General features: G+C 72.7%; 17 protein-coding genes. 8 read left to right on the top strand and 9 right to left on the bottom strand.

Annotated elements, in window-relative coordinates; all coding sequences use genetic code 11:
- Positions 1–114: 114 nt before the first annotated feature.
- From ACZ51S_RS28970 to ACZ51S_RS28980, 3 genes are all read right to left on the bottom strand, one after another.
- Positions 115–2,691 (bottom strand): bifunctional FO biosynthesis protein CofGH, encoded by a 2,577-nt coding sequence (locus ACZ51S_RS28970; protein WP_468477066.1) that lies wholly within the window; start codon positions 2,689–2,691, stop codon positions 115–117.
- Between the two features lie 40 nt (positions 2,692–2,731).
- Positions 2,732–3,514, bottom strand: coding sequence for an SDR family oxidoreductase (locus ACZ51S_RS28975; RefSeq protein ID WP_468477065.1), 783 nt, complete (start codon positions 3,512–3,514; stop codon positions 2,732–2,734).
- A gap of 104 nt (positions 3,515–3,618) precedes the next feature.
- Positions 3,619–4,311, bottom strand: a complete 693-nt coding sequence (locus tag ACZ51S_RS28980) for a hypothetical protein (RefSeq protein WP_468962424.1) — start codon at positions 4,309–4,311, stop codon at positions 3,619–3,621.
- Between the two features lie 538 nt (positions 4,312–4,849).
- Here ACZ51S_RS28980 and ACZ51S_RS28985 point away from each other — a divergent pair.
- Complete coding sequence (locus ACZ51S_RS28985) at positions 4,850–6,550, top strand: lytic transglycosylase domain-containing protein (protein WP_468962426.1); 1,701 nt, start codon at positions 4,850–4,852, stop codon at positions 6,548–6,550.
- Positions 6,551–6,631: 81 nt separating this feature from the next.
- Here ACZ51S_RS28985 and ACZ51S_RS28990 read toward each other — a convergent pair whose 3' ends face one another.
- Together ACZ51S_RS28990 and ACZ51S_RS28995 are read right to left on the bottom strand one after the other, a co-directional pair.
- Entirely contained in the window at positions 6,632–7,117 is a 486-nt protein-coding gene (locus ACZ51S_RS28990; protein ID WP_468477062.1) for a hypothetical protein, read from the bottom strand.
- 250 nt (positions 7,118–7,367) lie between these two features.
- On the bottom strand, positions 7,368–7,571 hold the full coding sequence (locus ACZ51S_RS28995; RefSeq protein ID WP_003984261.1) for a cold-shock protein: 204 nt from the start codon (positions 7,569–7,571) through the stop codon (positions 7,368–7,370).
- Between the two features lie 236 nt (positions 7,572–7,807).
- Here ACZ51S_RS28995 and ACZ51S_RS29000 point away from each other — a divergent pair, with 236 nt between their 5' ends.
- The 4 genes from ACZ51S_RS29000 (at position 7,808) to ACZ51S_RS29015 (ending at position 12,606) form a co-directional block, all read left to right on the top strand.
- Positions 7,808–8,671 (top strand): menaquinone biosynthetic enzyme MqnA/MqnD family protein, encoded by an 864-nt coding sequence (locus ACZ51S_RS29000; protein ID WP_468477061.1) that lies wholly within the window; start codon positions 7,808–7,810, stop codon positions 8,669–8,671.
- 205 nt (positions 8,672–8,876) lie between these two features.
- The gene (locus tag ACZ51S_RS29005; protein WP_468962428.1) at positions 8,877–10,670 is read left to right on the top strand and encodes a serine/threonine-protein kinase; all 1,794 of its coding nucleotides are present in this window, start codon (positions 8,877–8,879) and stop codon (positions 10,668–10,670) included.
- Between the two features lie 85 nt (positions 10,671–10,755).
- The gene (gene mqnC, locus ACZ51S_RS29010; RefSeq protein ID WP_468477059.1) at positions 10,756–11,955 is read left to right on the top strand and encodes a cyclic dehypoxanthinyl futalosine synthase; all 1,200 of its coding nucleotides are present in this window, start codon (positions 10,756–10,758) and stop codon (positions 11,953–11,955) included.
- Between the two features lie 6 nt (positions 11,956–11,961).
- On the top strand, positions 11,962–12,606 hold the full coding sequence (locus ACZ51S_RS29015) for an amidohydrolase family protein (protein WP_468477058.1): 645 nt from the start codon (positions 11,962–11,964) through the stop codon (positions 12,604–12,606).
- Positions 12,607–12,657: 51 nt separating this feature from the next.
- Here ACZ51S_RS29015 and ACZ51S_RS29020 read toward each other — a convergent pair whose 3' ends face one another.
- On the bottom strand, positions 12,658–13,215 hold the full coding sequence (locus ACZ51S_RS29020; RefSeq protein WP_468962430.1) for a DUF3152 domain-containing protein: 558 nt from the start codon (positions 13,213–13,215) through the stop codon (positions 12,658–12,660).
- 351 nt (positions 13,216–13,566) lie between these two features.
- Between ACZ51S_RS29020 and ACZ51S_RS29025 the strand changes: the two genes are divergently transcribed.
- From ACZ51S_RS29025 to ACZ51S_RS29035, 3 genes are all read left to right on the top strand, one after another.
- On the top strand, positions 13,567–14,259 hold the full coding sequence (locus tag ACZ51S_RS29025; RefSeq protein WP_468962432.1) for a demethylmenaquinone methyltransferase: 693 nt from the start codon (positions 13,567–13,569) through the stop codon (positions 14,257–14,259).
- Between the two features lie 6 nt (positions 14,260–14,265).
- Entirely contained in the window at positions 14,266–15,177 is a 912-nt protein-coding gene (locus ACZ51S_RS29030) for a glutaminase (RefSeq protein ID WP_388943221.1), read from the top strand.
- Positions 15,178–15,334: 157 nt separating this feature from the next.
- Positions 15,335–16,618 carry a geranylgeranyl reductase family protein gene (locus ACZ51S_RS29035; RefSeq protein WP_388943223.1) on the top strand — a complete coding sequence of 428 codons (1,284 nt, stop codon included), beginning with the start codon at positions 15,335–15,337 and terminating at the stop codon, positions 16,616–16,618.
- 60 nt (positions 16,619–16,678) lie between these two features.
- Here ACZ51S_RS29035 and ACZ51S_RS29040 read toward each other — a convergent pair whose 3' ends face one another.
- The 3 genes from ACZ51S_RS29040 to ACZ51S_RS29050 form a co-directional block, all read right to left on the bottom strand.
- A complete protein-coding gene (locus ACZ51S_RS29040) occupies positions 16,679–17,128 on the bottom strand; it encodes a DNA-binding protein (protein ID WP_468962433.1) in 450 nt (149 codons plus the stop codon).
- Positions 17,122–17,244 carry a hypothetical protein gene (locus ACZ51S_RS29045; protein ID WP_468962435.1) on the bottom strand — a complete coding sequence of 41 codons (123 nt, stop codon included), beginning with the start codon at positions 17,242–17,244 and terminating at the stop codon, positions 17,122–17,124. Before ACZ51S_RS29045 ends, ACZ51S_RS29040 begins: the two co-directional genes overlap by 7 nt.
- 257 nt (positions 17,245–17,501) lie before the next feature.
- On the bottom strand, positions 17,502–18,353 hold the full coding sequence (locus ACZ51S_RS29050; RefSeq protein ID WP_388943226.1) for a C40 family peptidase: 852 nt from the start codon (positions 18,351–18,353) through the stop codon (positions 17,502–17,504).
- Positions 18,354–18,984: the final 631 nt, after the last annotated feature.

Below are 18,984 nucleotides of genomic sequence, written 5' to 3' on the forward strand. Positions count from 1 at the left end.
AGAACGGCCGGAATGCGAAGGGATCCGGCCACGAGGCTGCCCGGCCGCACGCTTCGCCATCCGCCCGGTCGCCGCCGCGCTGCCGCCGCCCGGCCCCCCCGTGCCGCCGCCCGCTCAGTCCAGCACCGGCAGCAGCTCCGGCAGGTGGCCGTCCGAGACGCGGGCCGCGTCCTGGCGTTCCGCCGGGACCTCCCCGTACAGGGTCGTACGGGCCTTCGCGGGGCGGCCCGCCGCCTCCGCGACCGCGACCAGGTCCCGTACGGACTTGTACGAGCCGTAGCTCGACCCCGCCATCCGGGAGATGGTCTCCTCCATCAGGGTCCCGCCCAGGTCGTTGGCGCCGGAGCGGAGCATCTCGGCCGCGCCCTCCGTGCCCAGCTTCACCCAGCTCGTCTGGATGTTGGGGATGTGCGGGTGCAGCAGCAGCCGGGCCATCGCCGTGACCGCCCGGTTGTCGCGGACCGTCGGCCCGGGCCGGGCGATGCCCGCCAGGTAGACGGGGGCGTTGGTGTGGATGAAGGGGAGCGTCACGAACTCCGTGAACCCGCCGGTCCGCTGCTGGATGCGGGACAGGGTGCGGAAGTGGCCGAGCCAGTGCCGGGGCTGGTCCACGTGCCCGTACATCATGGTGGAGGACGAGCGGATGCCCAGCTCGTGCGCGGTCGTGATCACGTCGATCCAGTCGGCCGTCGGGAGCTTGCCCTTGGTGAGCACCCAGCGGACCTCGTCGTCCAGGATCTCCGCCGCCGTGCCCGGGATGGAGTCCAGCCCGGCCTCCTTGGCGGCCGTCAGCCAGTCCCGTACGGACATCCCCGTCCGGGTGGCGCCGTTGACGACCTCCATCGGGGAGAAGGCGTGCACGTGCATCCCCGGGACCCGCTGCTTCACGGCCCGCGCGATGTCGAAGTACGCCGTCCCCGGCAGGTCCGGGTGGATCCCGCCCTGCATGCACACCTCGACCGCGCCGACGTCCCAGGCCTGGGCCGCCCGGTCGGCGACCTGCTCCAGGGACAGGGTGTAGGCGTCGGCGTCCGTACGGCGCTGCGCGAAGGCGCAGAAGCGGCAGCCGGTGTAGCAGACGTTGGTGAAGTTGATGTTCCGCGTGACGACGTACGTGACGTCCTCGCCCACCACCGACCGGCGCAGGTCGTCCGCGATCCGGCACAGCGCGTCCAGCGCCGGGCCGTCCGCGTGCAGCAGGGCCAGGGCCTGGTCGTCGGTGAGCCGCTCCGGGTCGTCGGCGGCCCGCGCGAGGGCGGCCCGTACGTCGGTGTCGATGCGCTCGGGCACCATGCCGGGCGCCGCGGCCTCGCGCAGGGCCTCCCAGTCGCCGTAGACCTCGTCGAAGTCCTCGCGGCGGTCGCCGGTGCGGCCCTCGGTGTCGACGGCGGTGTGCAGGTCGGTGCGCCCGTAGGCGGCGAAGGAGTCGTCGGGCTCCTGCCACGGGTGCCCCTCGACGACCGCGTCCGGATCGGCGAGCCCGGTCTCCGGGTCCGCGAGGGCCCGTACGTGGGGCAGCAGGCGGGGGTCCAGCCACGGCTCGCCGCGGCGCACGAACTCCGGGTAGGCGCAGAGCCGTTCGCGGAGCTCGAAGCCGGCCTCCGCCGAGCGCCGGGCCAGCAGGTCGATCTGGGGCCACGGCCGCTCGGGGTTGACGTGGTCCGGGGTCAGCGGGGAGACCCCGCCCCAGTCGTCGATGCCGGCGCCGATCAGCCGCGCGTACTCCCCGTCGACCAGGTTGGGCGGGGCCTGGAGGCAGGCCGAGGGACCCATGATGTGCCGGGCGACGGCGATCGTGGCAACGAGGTCGTCCAGTTCGGCGTCCGGCATGCCGCGCATGGCCGTGTCCGGCTTGGCGCGGAAGTTCTGGATGATCAGCTCCTGGATGCCGTGGTAGGCCCGGGAGATCCGGCGCAGCGCGAAGAGCGAGTCGGCGCGCTCCTCGTACGTCTCCCCGATGCCGATCAGCAGCCCGGAGGTGAAGGGGACCGAGGAACGTCCGGCGTCCTCCAGGACGCGCAGCCGGACCGCGGGCTCCTTGTCCGGGGAGCCGTGGTGCGGGCCGCCGGGCTCGGACCACAGACGGGTGGCGGTGGTCTCCAGCATCATCCCCATGGAGGGGGCGACGGGCTTGAGGCGCTGGAAGTCGGACCACGACATCACGCCGGGGTTGAGGTGGGGCAGCAGCCCGGTCTCCTCCAGGATGCGGATGGAGACGGCCCGCACGTAGGAGATCGTGTCGTCGTAGCCGTGGGCCTCCAGCCACTCGCGCGCCTCGGGCCAGCGGTCCTCGGGCTTGTCGCCGAGGGTGATGAGCGCTTCCTTGCAGCCGAGCGCGGCACCGCGGCGGGCGATGTCGAGGACCTCGTCCGGGGACATGAACATCCCGTGGCCCGCGCGGCGCAGCTTGCCGGGGACGGTGGCGAAGGTGCAGTAGTGGCACTTGTCGCGGCACAGGCGGGTGAGGGGGATGAACACGCTCTTCGAGTACGTGATCACGCCCGGCCGGCCGGCGGCCGCCAGGCCCGCGTCGCGGACCCGGGCGGCGGAGGCAGCCAGGTCCTCCAGGGCCGGGCCGCGTGCCTGGAGGAGCACGGCCGCCTCGGTCGCGTCGAGGGCGACGCCGTCGCGGGCCCGCCGCAGCGCACGGCGCATCGCGTTGTCGGTCGGAGCGTCACTCGGAGTGGTCATGGGGCGAGCATACGATCCGCCCGGACACCGGCGGAGGGCGTCATCGCATCAGCTCACCGGCGTTGACCAGCAGGGACTGGCCGGTTATCGCCCGCGCCCGGTCGGAGGCGAGGAAGACGGCGGCGTCGGCGACGTCGCCGTCGGTGGCGAGGTCGGGCAGGGCCGTCCGGCCGGTCAGGCGCCGGAGCACCTCGGCCTCGGGGACGCCCTCGGCGTGGGCGGTGAAGGTGACGAAGGCCTGCACGGGCGGACCCCACATCCAGCCGGGGAGCACGGTGTTGACGCGGATCCGGTGCGGGCCGAGCTCCCGCGCCAGGGAGTACATGGCGGAGGTCAGCGCGCCCTTGGAGGCGGCGTACGCGGCCTGGCGGACCTCGCTGGGCGCGGCGACGGCGGACTGGGTGCCGATGAGGACCACGGAGCCGCCGCCCGCCTTGAGGGCGGGCAGGCAGGCCCGGGTCATGCGCAGGGTGCCCAGCAGGTTCACGTCGAGGATCTGCTGCCAGGTCCCGAAGTCGGCGTCCTCCAGGCCGCCGAAGTACGAGTCCCAGGCGGCGACGTGCACCACGGCGTCGATCCCGCCGAAGCGCTCGCGGGCGAGCGCGGCGAGGGCCTCGCACTGCCGCTCGTCGGAGATGTCGGTGGGCAGGTGGGCGGTGTGGGCCCCGTCGGGGTCGATCTCGGCGGCGGACTTGACCAGATTGGCCTCGGTGCGCGCCCCGAGGACGGCGTTGCCGCCGTCGCGCACCACGGCGGCGGCCACCTGGTGGCCGAGCCCGGCCCCCACACCGGAGACGACGACGGTCTTCCCTCGCAGCAGCATCAAGCGCTCCCGGGCGGCTCGGATCCATGGATCTGACGGACCGTCAGGGTAGGGGTGCGGGGTCCCGGTGTGAAGGGGCGGGCCCGGAGATGCCCCGGCGGGGTTCAGCGGCGGCCGGTGACGTCCAGGAAGATGTTCACGGCGACCCAGGTGGCCCAGAGCAGCGGGATGATCGCCACGTAGGCGAGCGGGCGCGCGTGCACGGGCGGACCCTCCTCCAGCGGCTGCCGGCCCGGCGCGGGGGTCGGCTCCGGGAGCTTGGCGTACTTCATCGAGGCGAACAGGTTCCACAGCAGGGTGAACGGCGTGAAGATCACCAGCGAGAAGGGGCTCCACCAGCCCTGGCACAGGGTCTTGGTGGTCATGGTCCGGATCAGCGAGCGGGCGCACCGGCGGCAGAAGGGCCCGTTGAGGGTGTGGAAGCGCATCAGGATCAGTACGCCGACGTGGGCGCGCACCGCGAAGTTCGCCGTCTCCGGCGCCCCGCAGTTCCGGCAGCCGGGCGCCTGGGCGTGCGGGTACGGGGCCGCGTACTGGGGGTAGCCGGGGGCGGGGTGGCCCTGACCGGGGGCGGGGTGGCCCTGACCGGGGGCGGGGTGGCCGCCCGCGTCGGGCTGTCCGTACGGGGCCTGCCCGTACGGGTTCGGGCCCGCCGGCGGCTGGCCGTACGGGTTCTGGCCGTACGGATTCGGGCCCGCCGGCGGCTGGCCGTACGGGTTCTGTCCGGCCGGGGCGCCGGGGTGCGGGTTCGGCGGAACGGGGGCTCCTGAGTAGGGGTTCGGCGGCGGAGTGCTCATGGGCGGGCCTTCGGTATCGGCGACGGCGGGGAGCGGCGACGGGCGGGACCCCCCGGACCGGTCCCGAATCCGGTTCCGATTCCGTTTCCGCTTCCGGGCGTTCTCACGGAAGGGCTCGCGGAAGAGGGGTGCCGAACACCAGTGCGCTCGATCGGCCCTGAACGTATCAGGCTCCGACGACAACTCCCGTTCCGAATCGGCGCGCGCGCCCTCCGCGGCCGGCCGGGCGAAGCCCCCGGGAGTGACGGGCCGTCCCCGCTGCCGCTCGCCCTGACATCCCGGACAAAGGGCGGGGTTCCGTAACGGTGCGGGCCTTCGGGGTGTTACGGACAAGGGCGCCGGTCCTCTCCCGGGCCGGGCCGGAGCGCCGCCGGAGCGGGCTGGACGTCCTGGGCCACAGCCGGGTGAAGCCGAGACGAATGGTGCGTCATATCTCCGGGGGCGCCGGTGAGTCGTATCGGAATACCTGATAGACAGAAGAATCGCGGCCCGACCGGCCGCCCGCCTTTGACGGCCGCCTTGGGGGGATCGCCGCACCGTGAAGCCGCTTCACCGCCATGTAGTCAACACCTCGCGCAAGGTCTTGTGCACCGCCGCGCTCGCGGCCAGTCTGACCACCGCCGCCGTCGTGACCAACACCCCGGTCGCCGGCGCCGGAGAGGCCGAGCCCACGCCCGACAGCCCGCAGGCCGCCGACCGCGGTGACGCCCGCCTCGACCTGCCCGGGCAGCTCGCGGACCCGGTGGTCCCGCCCGCCGCCGGTACGGGCGGCACCGTCGCCGAGGGCGCCTCCGGCATACCCGCGACCGCCCTCGACGCCTACAAGCGTGCCGAGGTGGCCGTGGCCGCCGCCCTCCCCAAGTGCAACCTGTCCTGGGCGCTGGTCGCCGGCATAGGCCGCGTCGAGTCGGTGCACGCGTCCGGCTACGGCCTCAAGACCGACGGCACCACCGAGAAGCCGATCCGCGGCCCGCGCCTGGACGGCAACGGCTACGCGAGGATCCTGGACACCGACAAGGGCGAGTTCGACGCCGACACCGAATTCGACCGCGCCTTCGGCCCGCTCCAGTTCATCCCCTCCACCTGGGCCACCTGGAAGGCCGACGGCAACGGCGACGGCAAGCGCGACGCGAACAACATCTACGACGCGGCGCTCGGCGCGGGGCTCTACCTCTGCTCCGGCGGCAAGGACCTCTCGCTCCCTGCCGACCTCGACAAGGCCGTCCTCAGCTACAACCAGTCGCGCGAGTACGTGAACTCCGTGCTCGGCTACATGCGCCAGTACCAGCAGGACGGCACGGCCGGCATCCCGAACCCGCCCGTCGGCAACTACCCGGCGCCGCCCACGCCGAGCATCCCCACCCCGCACGTCCCCACGCCGCGGCCGCCCGCGACGAAGCCGGCCGACCCGGGCACCCAGACCCCGAAGCCGAAGCCCACCCCGACGCCGGAGCCGACGAAGCCGACGCCGACGCCGGAGCCGTCCAAGCCGACGCCGGCGCCCGCCACCCTGGCCAAGCTGGAGCGGGTCGGCGACGCGAAGCTGGAGGCCGAGGCGGGCAGCCTCTTCGCGGACGGCACCCGCTTCAAGGCGGTGCTCAGCGACGGCAAGCCGGCCGTCGGCCAGGCCGTCGTCGTCGCCGTCGAGCAGGACACCACCGGCGGCACCGGCTTCGTCTTCGGCGACGAGGCGAGCGTGGTCGTCCGTACGGACGCCGAGGGCATCGCCACCGCCCCGCGGCTCAAGGCCGGTCCGAAGGCGGGCACCTTCACCCTGCGGGCCACCGCCTACGACGCCAAGGGCCAGTTCACCGTGGCCCTGGAGGGCAGGACCACCGCGAAGCCGGCCGAGGTGCCGGTCGAGCTGAGCCGCACCGGCTCCGCCACCCCGGTGCGCGTCCAGGCGGGCACCGCGGTCAAGGGCCTGGAGTTCCTGGCCGCCCGCGGCGAGAAGCCGGTGGCCGGCGCCCGGATCACCGCCGCGCTCGTCGAGAAGACCGGCGGCGTCTGGGCCCCCGTGGACCCGCAGACCGCCAAGGGCCCCTACTTCAAGGGCGCCACGGCCGAAGCGAAGCTGTTCACGGCGTCGCTGCCCGCGACCGGGACCGACGGCAAGGCCGTCCTGCCCGACCTGCTCACCCAGGGCGTTCCCGCGGGCACGTACCACCTGCGGCTGCTCACGGCCGACAAGGCCGAGCTGATCGTCACCATCGAGATCACCGCCGCCCCCACGGCCTGACCGGGCTCCGCGCACGACACGGCCGGCCGCCTCCGGGCGGCCGGCCGTGTCGTGTCCTGCGGCGCGTCGGGCGGGCGCGCGTTATACCGGGGTGGCCTGGAGGGGCTGGAAGCCGACCCCGCAGGTGCCCGCCAGGTTCGTCGGGCTGAAGGGGGTCGAGCTGGTGGTGCAGCGGGCCTCGTAGATCACGCCGGTCTTGCTGAGCAGGCTGAGGGTGAGCCGGCCGTTGTTGGCCTCCTCGACGGAGACGGCGACGTCGACGACGCACTTCGGCGCGTGCGGGACGGCCCTCAGGTCGATCCACACGCCCTGGTTGCGGCTGTCGTTGAGGAAGGCGCGTCCGTCCCGGTCGGTCGCCAGGCGGAACACCGTACCGAGGGCGAAGGCGAAGTCGGGGGCGGCGGAGGCGACGTGGCGCGCCACCGGACCGCACTTCCTCTTGGCGTGGGGGTCCGGCTCCGGCGCGGGACCGCCGGTGGCAGCCGCGGACGGGGCCATCAGGGCCCCGAGGAGCAGAGCCCCCGTAGCGGCGGAGATGCCTCGTGCGGTCCAAGCGATCTTCCTCATGTGCTGTGCGTCCTTTCCGTGGCGGCTGGTACCAGGGCCCAGACTCCCCGGAGCCGGAAAGATGAACACATGAAGTGACGCATACTCACCCTGCGGAACCAGCGGCTCCCCCCGAACGGCGTCGGCCGCCCCCCGGCCGCCCGCACACCGCGCACGGAAAAAGGCAGGAGCCCTGCCCCCTCCGCTCGCACGGAGGAGGCAGGGCTCCTTGGGTACTGCTACGTCGACCGCGATCCGGTCGGCCTGGCGACTAGACCGGGGTGACGTTCTCCGCCTGCGGACCCTTCGGGCCCTGCGTGACGTCGAAGTTGACCTGCTGGTTCTCCTCGAGGGAGCGGAAACCAGAGGCGTTGATCGCGGAGTAGTGGACGAAGACATCCGGGCCGCCGCCGTCCTGGGCGATGAAGCCGAAGCCCTTTTCAGCGTTGAACCACTTCACGGTTCCGGTAGCCATGAGCCCTCCTATGGGCCAAAGGGTCGCCCTGCTCCAGAACCTGCTAAGAAGTCTGAAAACTACAAAAGCCTGCGGGTTACATGCTCCGCAGGCCTCGTACTGCAAGGGAAACCAAACTGCAACTTGCGTCGAGCCTAGCACGCACCCTCGGGCCGAGACCAGAGGGAAAGATCACGTCACCCGGACGTTTGAGACCCGCTCGATCGCTGACGGAGAACCGACGCTAGTCTCGCGATGTGGACGTCTATCGCAGCCGGCCCCGCGTCGGCCACATCCAGTTCCTGAACTGCCTGCCCCTCTACTGGGGGCTGGCCCGAACCGGCACGCTGCTGGACATGGAGCTGACCAAGGACACCCCGGAAAAGCTGAGCGAGCGGCTCGTCCAGGGTGACCTGGACATCGCCCCCATCACCCTCGTGGAGTTCCTCCGCAACGCCGACCGGCTCGTGGCCTTCCCCGACCTGGCGGTCGGCTGCGACGGCCCCGTCATGTCCTGCGTGATCGTCTCGCAGGTCCCGCTGGAGCAGCTGGACGGCGCCCGCGTCGCCCTCGGCTCGACCTCCCGCACCTCCGTGCGCCTGGCCCAGCTGCTGCTCGCCGAGCAGTACGGAGTCCGGCCCGACTACTACACCTGCCCCCCTGACCTGGGGGTGATGATGCAGGAGGCCGACGCGGCGGTGCTGATCGGCGACGCCGCGCTGCGCGCCTCGCTGCACGACGCGCCCCGGCTCGGGCTGACCGTGCACGACCTGGGCCACATGTGGAAGGAGTGGACGGGGCTGCCCTTCGTCTTCGCCGTCTGGGCCGCCCGCAAGGACTACCTGGAGCGCGAGCCCCTGGTCGTGCGGGAGGTCCACCAGGCGTTCCTCGCCTCCCGGGACGTCTCCCTGGAGGAGGTCGTCAAGGTCGCCGAGCAGGCCGCCCGCTGGGAGGCCTTCGACGCCGAGCTGCTCCAGCGCTACTTCACCACCCTCGACTTCCGCTTCGGTCCCGACCAGCTGGCCGGCGTACGCGAATTCGCGCGCCGGACCGGAGGCGACACCGGGTACGACGAGGACGTCGTCGTGGAGCTGCTGAAGGCCGCCGCGCCGGATCGCTGACGGCGATATCGGCGCGGGCCTTCCGCTTCTCCCAGAGGAATGTTCCGTTTGCCGGGAATTCGTTCCCCTTTCGTATTCACGTCGCTCGAAGGCGAATGCGAACGGGACCGCCGGAAGCGGAAGGTATTCGGCGGGAACGCGCCCCCGCCACCCCCTAAGGTTCTGTCTGTTCGCACCACACGGATCTCGGGGGACGGGGGACGCGATGCAGCCGCTGGAAGCCGGCGAGCCGCGCACCATCGGCGCTTACCGGCTGCTCGGCCGGCTCGGCGCGGGCGGCATGGGGCGGGTCTATCTGGGGCGCAGCGCCGGCGGCCGGACCGTCGCCGTCAAGATCGTGCACCCGCACTTCGCCTCCGACCGGGAGTTCCGCGCCCGTTTCCGCCGCGAGGTGGAGGCCGCCCGGCGGGTCGGCGGGGAGTGGACCGCGCCCGTGCTGGACGCCGACCCGGAGGCGGCCGTGCCGTGGGTCGCGACCGGGTACGTGGCGGGACCCTCCCTCGACCGGGCCGTGGCCGGGCACGGGCCGCTGCCCGAGACCTCGGTGCGCGCGGTCGGCGGGGGGCTGGCCCGCGCGCTGGTGGCGGTGCACGGACTGGGCCTGGTCCACCGCGACGTGAAGCCCTCCAACGTGATGCTCACCCTCGACGGACCGCGGCTGATCGACTTCGGGATCGCCCGGGCCACGGACGGGACCGCCTCGCTGACCTCCACCGGGGTCTCCGTCGGCTCGCCCGGCTACATGTCCCCGGAACAGATCCTCGGCAAGGGCGTCACCGGTGCGTCGGACGTGTTCTCCCTGGGTGCGGTCCTGGCCTTCGCGGCGACGGGCCGGCCGCCCTTCAGCGGGGACAACTCCGCGACCCTCCTCTACAAGGTGGTCCACGAGCCGCCGGAGCTCGACGGGATCCCCGCCGGGCAGCTGCGCGAGCTGATCGGCGCGTGCCTCGCCAAGACGGCCTCCGAGCGGCCGGCGCCCGAGGCCCTCGCGGGGGCCCTGGGCGGGGCGCTGGGCGCGCCGGGGTGGCTTCCGGCGCCGCTGGTGGAGGAGGCGAGCCGGGCGGCGGTGGCCCTGCTGGACCTGGACGCCGACGCCTCCGGGTCCGGCACCCCGGCCGGGTACGCGGCCCCGCCCGCCACCGAGACCGGCTCCGGGTCCGGGTCCGGGTCCGGTTCCGGGTACGCCGCCGGGTCCGGGTCCGGGCCGGTGCCGTTCACGGGCGGGTCCTCCGGCGGGCCCGCCGGCGTCGGCTTCGGGACGCCCGACCCGTCGTACGGGACCCCGGGCGGCTACGCCGGCGGCGGGGTGTACGGCGCCCCGACCGAGACGGCCGGCGGCGGCGCGGGCGGCGGGGTCCCGCAGCAGCGCACCGCGGCCGGCGCCGGCGGCCGCGGGGTCACCCTCAGCGCGGCCGGCCGCCGCTTCAGCTGCACCCTGGTGCTCGGCGCGGCCGCCGTGCTCGCGGCCGTGTCCGGCGGGCTCTACGGGCTGGGCCTGCTGCCGGGGGGCCGGGAGGAAGGCCGGGACGCGGCCCACGGCAATCCCCCGAAGACCACGGCCCCGAATCCGGCGGGCTCCGCACCGGGCTCCGCCCAGCCGTCGGGGTCCGCTTCGGCGGCCCCGCCCAAGGGGACCCGCAACGACGTCCCCAAGGAACTCGTCGGCACCTGGAAGGGCACGGTCGTCACCGCCCGCATGGGCGTCCCCAGCAAGTTCGAGATCACCATCAGGGCCGGGAAGGTCGGCGAGGTCGTCGCCCGGGACAAGTCGGTCATCGACCTGCTCGGCACCGACTGCAGCGGCGACTGGAAGCTCGCCTCCGCCACCGACCGCTCCCTCGTCCTCGACACCGCCGGCGGCCCCAACCCGGCACCGGGCATCTGCTCCAACGGTTCCTCCGACGAGCGCTTCACCCTCAACGAGAACGGAACCCTGCACTACAAGTCGGGGGACGTGCCCGCCGGGAACCCCGAGGGAGACCTCACCCGCAGCCCGTGACCCCCGCCCTGAAAGCTGCGCACGGCCCCTGGCGTAGGCTGGATCGGTCCGGAACCCTGACACACCGCCGAAAGGTGATCCACCGGTGACCGACCCGGCCGCACTCCAGTCCGTCCTCGACCGCGCCGCCGCAGGGGGCCGGATCACCAAGGAAGAGGCCCTCGACCTCTACCGGCACGCCCCGCTGCACGCGCTCGGCCAGGCCGCCGACGCGGTGCGCCGCCGCCGCTACGCCGGTACGGAGCACATCGCGACGTACATCATCGAGCGCAACATCAACTACACGAACGTGTGCGTCACGGCGTGCAAGTTCTGTGCCTTCTACGCGGCTCCCAAGGACGCGAAGAAGGGCTGGTCCCGCGACCTCGACGACATCCTGCGCCGCTGCGCGGAGACCGTGGAGCTGGGCGGCACCCAGATCATGTTCCAGGGCGGGCACCACCCGGACTACGGCGTCGAGTACTACGAGCACCACTTCTCGGCGATCAAGAAGGACTTCCCGCAACTGGTCATCCACTCACTCGGCGCGTCCGAGGTCGAGCACATGGCCCGCATCTCGGGCGTCTCCGCCGAGGAGGCCATCCAGCGCATCCACGCCGCCGGCCTCGACTCCTTCGCCGGCGCCGGCGCCGAACTCCTCCCCGAGCGCCCGCGCAAGGCGATCGCCCCGCTGAAGGAGTCCGGCGAGCGCTGGCTGGAGATCATGGAGATCGCCCACCGGCTGGGCGTGGAGTCCACCTCCACCATGCTGATGGGCACCGGCGAGACCAACGCCGAGCGCATCGAGCACATCGCGATGATCCGGGACACCCAGGACCGCACGGGCGGCTTCCGCGCCTTCATCCCGTACACGTACCAGCCCGAGAACAACCACCTCAAGGGCCGGACCCAGGCGACCGTCTTCGAGTACCTGCGCATGATCGCCATCGCGCGGCTCTTCCTCGACAACATCGCCCACATCCAGGGCTCCTGGCTCACCGTCGGCAAGGAGGCGGGGCAGCTCGCCCTGCACTACGGCGCCGACGACCTCGGCTCGATCATGCTGGAGGAGAACGTGGTCTCCTCGGCCGGTGCCAAGCACCGCTCCAACCGCCAGGAGATCATCGACCTGATCCGCAAGGCGGGCCGCGTCCCCGCCCAGCGCGCCACCACGTACGAGCACATCGTGGTGCACGACGACCCGGCGGACGACCCCGTCGACGACCGCGTTGTCTCGCACATCTCCTCGACCGCCATCGAGGGCGGCACCGCGCACCCCGAGCTGAAGCTCATCTCCACGAACTGACGCCCGATGCTGACGCTGCACACCGCCGGCCTCCTCGTCACCGGACCGGGCGCCGTCCCGCTGGAGGACGGCGCGGTCCTGGTCGAGGGCGACCGGATCGTCCGCGTGGGCCCGTACGGGGAACTCGGCGCGGCGGCGCCGCACGCCCGGGTCCGCCGCTGGCCCGGCGTGCTGACCCCGGGGCTGCTCGCACGCGGCGCCGACGAGCTGCTGGAGCGCACGTACTACCCGGACGACCCGTACGAGGTCACCGAGCTCGGCGCGGCCCCGATCACCGGGGACGCGGCCCTCGACGCGCTGAAGATCACCGAGTCCCGCTGGGGCAACAGCGCCCGCCGGGGCACGCAGAAGCTGCTCGCGCGCGGGGTGGTGGCGGTGGCGGGGCGTTTCACCACCGCCTCCGTCCGCACGGCGGTGACCCGCTCGGGCCTGGCCGTGGTACCGCCCGCCCCGTACGAGGGCACGCCCGCCCTGGATCCGCTCGCCGGGCGGGAGTCGGCCGGGCAGGCCTTCCACGGGGTGCTGGAGGCGGGCGCCGCGGCCCGGTTCGCGGTCTTCGCGGTCGCGGACGAGGCCGAGCTGCTGGAGCGCGGCGCGACCACCTGCGTGGCCACGGTCATCTCCGGCCGGCTGCTGCACCGGCGGCGCTGAGCGGCGGCATCGGAGTCCCGGCCCGGGGGTGCCGTGACGGCGCGCCCCGGCTCACGGGACGGGCGGTCCGCCCAGGTACGTCCCGTCGGCGCCGTACGGCCACGCGTTGGACGTGCACCCCCGCAGGCCCTTGATCTGCTGCATCATCGCCGGGGCGGGGGCGCCGGGGCCCGGGCAGGTCTCGTGCGCGCGGCCGAGTTCGTGGCCCACCTCGTGGTTGACGATCAGCGCCCGGTACTCGGCGAGCGGGCCCCGGAACCGGGGCGAGCCCTCCTGCCGGCGCTTGAGGTTCACCACGCCCGTGTGACCGACCCGGCAGTTGGCCTCCCCGATCAGCTCGGGAGTGACCACCCCGCACAGCCGGTCGCTGGTGGCGGGCGCGGCGATCCGCACGGTGAAGTCCACCGGTTCCCCGGGGCCGGCCAGCCGGAAGCCGTGAGCGGGGTCGCGCATCCAGCCGCGCCGGTCCCCGAGCATCCCCTCGACGGTCCGGGCGGCGGCGTCCGGATCGATCCCGCTGCCGTTCTCCGCCTCTACCCGCCAGCGCAGCGGACGCCCCTCGCCCTGGGCCCGGCCGGCGGCGGAGGAGGCGGTGAACCCCACCGGCACCGAGGCCGCCCGCTCGGCCGCCCAGCCCGCCGGCCGCCCAGCCCGCCGGCGGCCCCGCCCTCCCGCGGCCCGAGCCGGAAGGCGGCCACCGAGAGGGCGGCCAGCGCCGCCGACCACAGGACCGTGCGGCGCAGTCGCCCGCGCCGCCCGGCCCGCCGAGCGCTCACTGACCGGCCTGTCGCCATCCGTAGACCCTTTGTTCGGATTGTCCGGCCCAGTCTGCCCGGTTCCGGTCCGGATCCGCATGAGTTCCGGCCGGGCCGGGGCAGCGGTCCGCCGGGGCCGGCGGCCTGAGAGGATGACGGTGTACCCGTCCACGCAGACACACCGAGCACCGAGGGGCCAACGCCAGTGACAAGGGCTTCCCTGGACAAGCAGCCGCACGAAGTCGCCTCCATGTTCGACGGGGTGGCCGCGAACTACGACCTCACCAACGACGTCCTGTCCCTCGGCCAGGCGCGCCTGTGGCGCAAGGAGGCCGCCCGGGCGGTCGCCGCCCGGCCCGGCCAGATGGTGCTCGACCTGGCCGCGGGCACCGCGACCTCGTCCCTCCCGTACGCCGCGACCGGCGCGTACGTCGTCCCCTGCGACTTCTCCCTCGGCATGCTCCGCGAGGGCAAGAAGCGCAACCCGTGGCTGCCGCTGACGGCGGGCGACGCGACGCGGCTCCCCTTCAAGGACGACGTCTTCGACACCGTGACGATCTCCTTCGGGCTGCGCAACGTCCAGGACACCGACGGCGCGCTGCGCGAGATGTACCGGGTGACCAAGCCCGGCGGCCAGGTCGTGATCAGCGAGTTCTCGCAGCCCACCTGGACCCCCTTCCGGACCGTCTACACCGAGTACCTGATGCGGGCCCTGCCGCCCGTCGCCCGCGCGGTGTCCTCCAACCCGGACGCGTACGTCTACCTCGCCGAGTCCATCCGCGCATGGCCCGACCAGCCGGCGCTGGCGGCCCTCCTGCGGAAGGCCGGCTGGTCGAAGGTGGCCTGGCGGAACCTGAGCGGCGGCATCGTGGCGCTGCACCGCGGGGTCAAGGCGTAACCGTCCATGGACTACCAAGGGCTGCTGGAGCGGATCGCGGCCGACGTCTCCCCCCTGGTGGGCAGCGGCACGCCCGCCGAGTACATACCGGCGCTGGCCAAGGTCGACCCGCGGCAGTTCGGCATGGCCCTCGCCGACCTCGACGGCAACGTCTTCGGGGTCGGCGACTGGCGCACCCCCTTCTCCGCCCAGTCCGTCACGAAGGTCTTCGCCCTGGCCCTCGCCCTCGCGGAGGGCGGGGACAGCCTGTGGGAGCGCGTGGGCCGGGAGCCGTCGGGCAACCCCTTCAACTCCCTGGTGCAGCTGGAGTACGAGAACGGCATCCCGCGCAACCCGTTCATCAACGCGGGCGCGCTCGTCGTCACCGACCGGCTCCAGACCCTGACGGGCGACGCGAGCAGTGAACTCCTCGACTTCCTCCGGCAGGAGAGCGGCAACCCGGACCTCGGCTTCGACGCCGACGTCGCGGCATCCGAACAGGAACACGGCGACCGCAACGCGGCGGTGGCCCACTTCATGTCCTCCTACGGCAACATCGACAATCCGGTGCCGGCGCTGCTGGAGCACTACTTCTGGCAGTGCTCCATCGAGATGAGCTGCGCCGACCTGGCCCTGGCCGGCCGCTTCCTGGCCAGCCACGGCCTCCGCGCGGACGGCTCGCGCCTCCTCACGCGCAGCGAGGCGAAGCAGGTCAACGCGGTGATGCTGACCTGCGGTACGTACGACGCGGCGGGCGAGTTCGCGTACCGCGTGGGCCTGCCGGGCAAGAGCGGCGTGGGCGGCGGCATCATCGCCGTGGTCCCGGGCCGCTGCACCCTCGCGGTCTGGAGCCCGGGCCTGGACTCCCGGGGCAACTCGGTGGCCGGCGTGGCGGCCCTGGACCGTTTCACCACCCTGACGGGCCTGAGCATCTTCTGAGCCCCTTCCGCGGCCGGGGCGGGGCCGCGGGCCGGGCCGGGGACGGTCCCGCGCAGCGGTGACGCCCTCGGCCCGGCCGGTACCGCGCCGCTGCATAGACTGCGTCATGTTCCTGTGCCGCCGGGCACTTTCCACCGAGCCTCCAGGAGACCCCGCAGTGACCGAGCCCCTCACCGAACACTCCGCGGACGTGATCGTCGTCGGGGCCGGGCCCGCCGGTTCCACGACCGCCCACTACCTCGCCAAGGCCGGGCTGGACGTCCTGCTCCTGGAGAAGACGGCGTTCCCGCGCGAGAAGGTCTGCGGTGACGGTCTGACCCCCCGGGCCACCAAGCAGCTGGTCGCCATGGGCATCGACATCTCCGAAGAGGCCGGCTGGCTCCGCAACAAGGGCCTGCGCATCATCGGCGGCGGGCAGCGGCTCCAGCTGGACTGGCCGGAACTCGCCTCCTTCCCGGACTACGGACTCGTCCGCAAGCGCGACGACTTCGACGAGACCCTGGCCCGCCAGGCGCAGAAGGCGGGCGCCAGGCTGTACGAGCGCTGCAACGTCGGCGAGCCGGTGCGCGACCCCCGCACCGGGCACATCACGGGCGTGCAGGCCAAGCTCGGCGAGGAGAAGACCCCGGTCACCTTCCACGCCCCGCTCGTGGTCGCCGCCGACGGCAACTCCTCGCGGCTGTCCCTCGCCATGGGCCTGCACCGGCGCGAGGACCGCCCGATGGGCGTCGCGGTGCGCACGTACTTCACCTCGCCGCGGCACGACGACGACTACCTGGAGTCCTGGCTGGAGCTGTGGGACCGGCGCGGTCCGCAGGACCGGCTGCTGCCCGGCTACGGCTGGATCTTCGGCATGGGCGACGGCACGTCCAACGTCGGCCTCGGCATCCTCAACTCCTCCTCCGCGTTCAAGGAGCTGGACTGGCGCGAGGTCCTGAAGGCCTGGTGCGCGTCCATGCCGGAGGACTGGGGCTACACCCCGGAGAACATGACGCAGCCGATCCGCGGCGCGGCGCTGCCGATGGCCTTCAACCGCCAGCCGCACTACACCAAGGGCCTGCTGCTGGTCGGTGACGCGGGCGGGCTCGTCAACCCGTTCAACGGCGAGGGCATCGCCTACGCGATGGAGTCGGGACAGATCGCGGCCGAGGTGATCGTGCAGGCCCACGCCCGGGCCACTCCGGCGCAGCGCGAGCTGGCCCTGCACAGCTACCCGAAGGTGCTGAAGGAGACCTACGGCGGCTACTACTCGCTGGGGCGCGCCTTCGTGAAGCTGATCGGCAACCCGAAGGTCATGAAGATCGCCACGCAGCGCGGCCTGACGCACCCGGTGCTGATGCGCTTCACGCTGAAGATGCTGGCGAACCTGACCGACCCGGCGGGCGGCGACGCGATGGACCGCATCATCAACGGCCTCTCGAAGGTGGCCCCGAAGGCCTGATGATCCGACGCCGGGCCGCTCGTCGGACAGTCGAGCGGCCCGGCTCGTCGTGTCCGGACGTCACACGATGACGATCTTCACCTTCGGTGAGCCGGGCGGCTCCTCGGCGGCCTTGCACAGTGCCGGGATGTGCGACGTGTCTGAAGTGACGAGGAGTACCGGGGGAGCGCAGAGGGCGGCCGTGGCGACCGCGAGGGCGTCCACGAGGCATGCGTGTCCGTCAAGGCCCGAGGCTTCCAGCAGCTTCGCTGCGGCCTCCGTCACTGCATCGTTGACCGGTTTCACGTCGAACCGGGACAGCAGGAACTGGAGTCGCCTGGCGGCTTGCCCCGTCCGGCGCACCTCCAAGGGCGTCAGTGCGGACAGCGCCACGCGTCGGCCGCTCTGCTGAGCGACCTCGATGCGCGCACGCATCCCCTCGTCACCGTCGACGTGCAGAGAAAGCCCTCGGGCGTCCAGGACGAGGGTGCCCTCGCTCTTCGCCTTGATCGTGAGGCGCTTGCTTACCACTCCTGCTCGGCCTGCCGCCGCGCTTCGGCGGAGACAGGGCCGAACGCCTTGCGGTCGGCGGTCACGACCTCACGGAGCTTCTGCGCGGCGAGCCATTCCTTCAGAGCTTCGGCCACGTTCCCGTCCGGTGTGCTGCTTCGGCCAAACCCAGGTGTCCGCCCGGCGGCGTCTGAGAGCCGCCCCCGGGGCCGGGGGCGGCTCTCAGACGTCCCCGGGCCTCCGCAAGGGCCGTGCCGGGCCCGTCGGGCGTGTGGGGGGCGTCCTCGCCGCCGTGGCCGCCGTGGACCGTGCGGGGCCGTGTTCTCGGCATGCCGAAGGTCCGCTACTCCGCCCCCGAGCGGGGGAGTACCGGACCTCGCGGACGGTCGTGCGGTCAGAGGACGCGGACGGCGCCCGTCGGCATGTCGTAGCTCATGTTGCGCTCGACGATGCCCGTGCTGGGGTTCTGCGCACCGATGAACTTGCCGTTGCCCGAGTAGATGGCGACGTGGTACGCGCTGCCCTTGGCGCCCCAGTACAGGATGTCGCCGGGCTGCAGGTTGCTCAGCGAGACCGAGCGGCCGGCCATGGACTGGTCCTGGGAGACGCGGTCCAGCTTGATGCCGGCCTGGCGGTACGCGGCCTGGACGAGGCCGGAGCAGTCGTACGCGGTGGGGCCGGTGGAGCCGAGCACGTACGCCTTGCCGATCTGGGCGCGGGCGAAGCTCACGATGGCTGCCGCCGAGCCGGTGGCCGGCTTCGAGGCGGTGGAGCCGGTGGAGGCGGCGGAACCGCCGTTGTCGGCGGCGGAGGCGGTGGTCAGGGAGGTGCGGTCGGTGCTGCGGCCCGCGCGCTCGGCCTCGGCCTTGCGGTCGGCCTCCTGCTTCGCCTTGAGCTCGGCGGCCTTGGTGGCGTCTTCCTTCGCCTTCTTCGCCTCGGCGGCGGCCCCCGTACGGGCGCTCTCCTCCAGGGCGTTCAGCTCGCCGGTGACGGCGGCCTCCACGGCGGCGACGCGGGTGTTCTCGGCGGCCGTGTTGACGGCGTTGGAGACTTCGGTGCCGAGGTCCAGGTCGAGGACCGGCATCTCGAGCGTCGTCTCGGCCACGGGCTCGGACGGCGACGCGCTCGCGGTCCCGGCCATGGCCAGGGTGCTGAGGACGCCACCGGCAACTCCGGCGCGGACCGCGAGCTTCGAGGCGCTGCGGCGGGGCTTCCGGTGGCTGGGTATGTGAGCGGTGTGGGACATGGGACAACCGCTATCAGGGGTGCCGGGTTTCCTTCAAGAAACGTGGTCTGCGCCACAGTTGCCCGCCGAGGCCGCTAACCGGGCGCGTCGCGCCTCTTATTGACGCCGTAACGGACGTAACGGACACGCTTTCACAAGCCTGTGATCATGGGGTTTCAGTAATAAGTCCGAATTGATCCACGGCCTACCATCGACCCGCACAGATGGCCAAGCCCCCTTTCGGCGGCCTCTGTTCCACGTGATGCAGGTCACAGTCACCTGTGGCCGCGAGGGCGTCGTGGCCGCTTCGTGATCCGGCCGTGAACGCGCCGTGCGGTTCGTGAACGGATGCACAGGATCTCCCTCCGCTCCCCTCCGGCGGCGACTTCCGGCCAACGTGTCCACTCCCGTACTCGGGACGTCCCCCGGGTGAGGGACGCGCGCTCCCTTATCACTTGAGCGGCTCAGACACCAATTTGCCTGCACTGCGCATCGTTTGATAGGGCGACAGGCCTTCCACCTGCGCCTACGGGCCCGGATGTCACCTTTGGTGATCATGTGGATGCCTTGCGTGCGAAGATCACCACTCATCGGGGTTCATGATCGTTCGCCAGGTGGTGGAGATCACAAAGCCGGTGTCGGCACCCGTGTC

It is taken from the genome of Streptomyces sp. NPDC034043, assembly GCF_055575675.1.

Bases quoted from the DNA above. Each gene is read 5' to 3' on its own strand.
- ACZ51S_RS28990 (WP_468477062.1), bottom strand. From the start codon at position 7,117: ATGAGGAAGATCGCTTGGACCGCACGAGGCATCTCCGCCGCTACGGGG.
- ACZ51S_RS28970 (WP_468477066.1), bottom strand. From the start codon at position 2,691: ATGACCACTCCGAGTGACGCTCCGACCGACAACGCGATGCGCCGTGCG.
- ACZ51S_RS29050 (WP_388943226.1), bottom strand. From the start codon at position 18,353: ATGTCCCACACCGCTCACATACCCAGCCACCGGAAGCCCCGCCGCAGC.
- ACZ51S_RS28975 (WP_468477065.1), bottom strand. From the start codon at position 3,514: ATGCTGCTGCGAGGGAAGACCGTCGTCGTCTCCGGTGTGGGGGCCGGG.
- ACZ51S_RS29015 (WP_468477058.1), top strand. From the start codon at position 11,962: ATGCTGACGCTGCACACCGCCGGCCTCCTCGTCACCGGACCGGGCGCC.
- ACZ51S_RS29005 (WP_468962428.1), top strand. From the start codon at position 8,877: ATGCAGCCGCTGGAAGCCGGCGAGCCGCGCACCATCGGCGCTTACCGG.
- ACZ51S_RS28995 (WP_003984261.1), bottom strand. From the start codon at position 7,571: ATGGCTACCGGAACCGTGAAGTGGTTCAACGCTGAAAAGGGCTTCGGC.
- ACZ51S_RS28980 (WP_468962424.1), bottom strand. From the start codon at position 4,311: ATGAGCACTCCGCCGCCGAACCCCTACTCAGGAGCCCCCGTTCCGCCG.
- ACZ51S_RS29030 (WP_388943221.1), top strand. From the start codon at position 14,266: ATGGACTACCAAGGGCTGCTGGAGCGGATCGCGGCCGACGTCTCCCCC.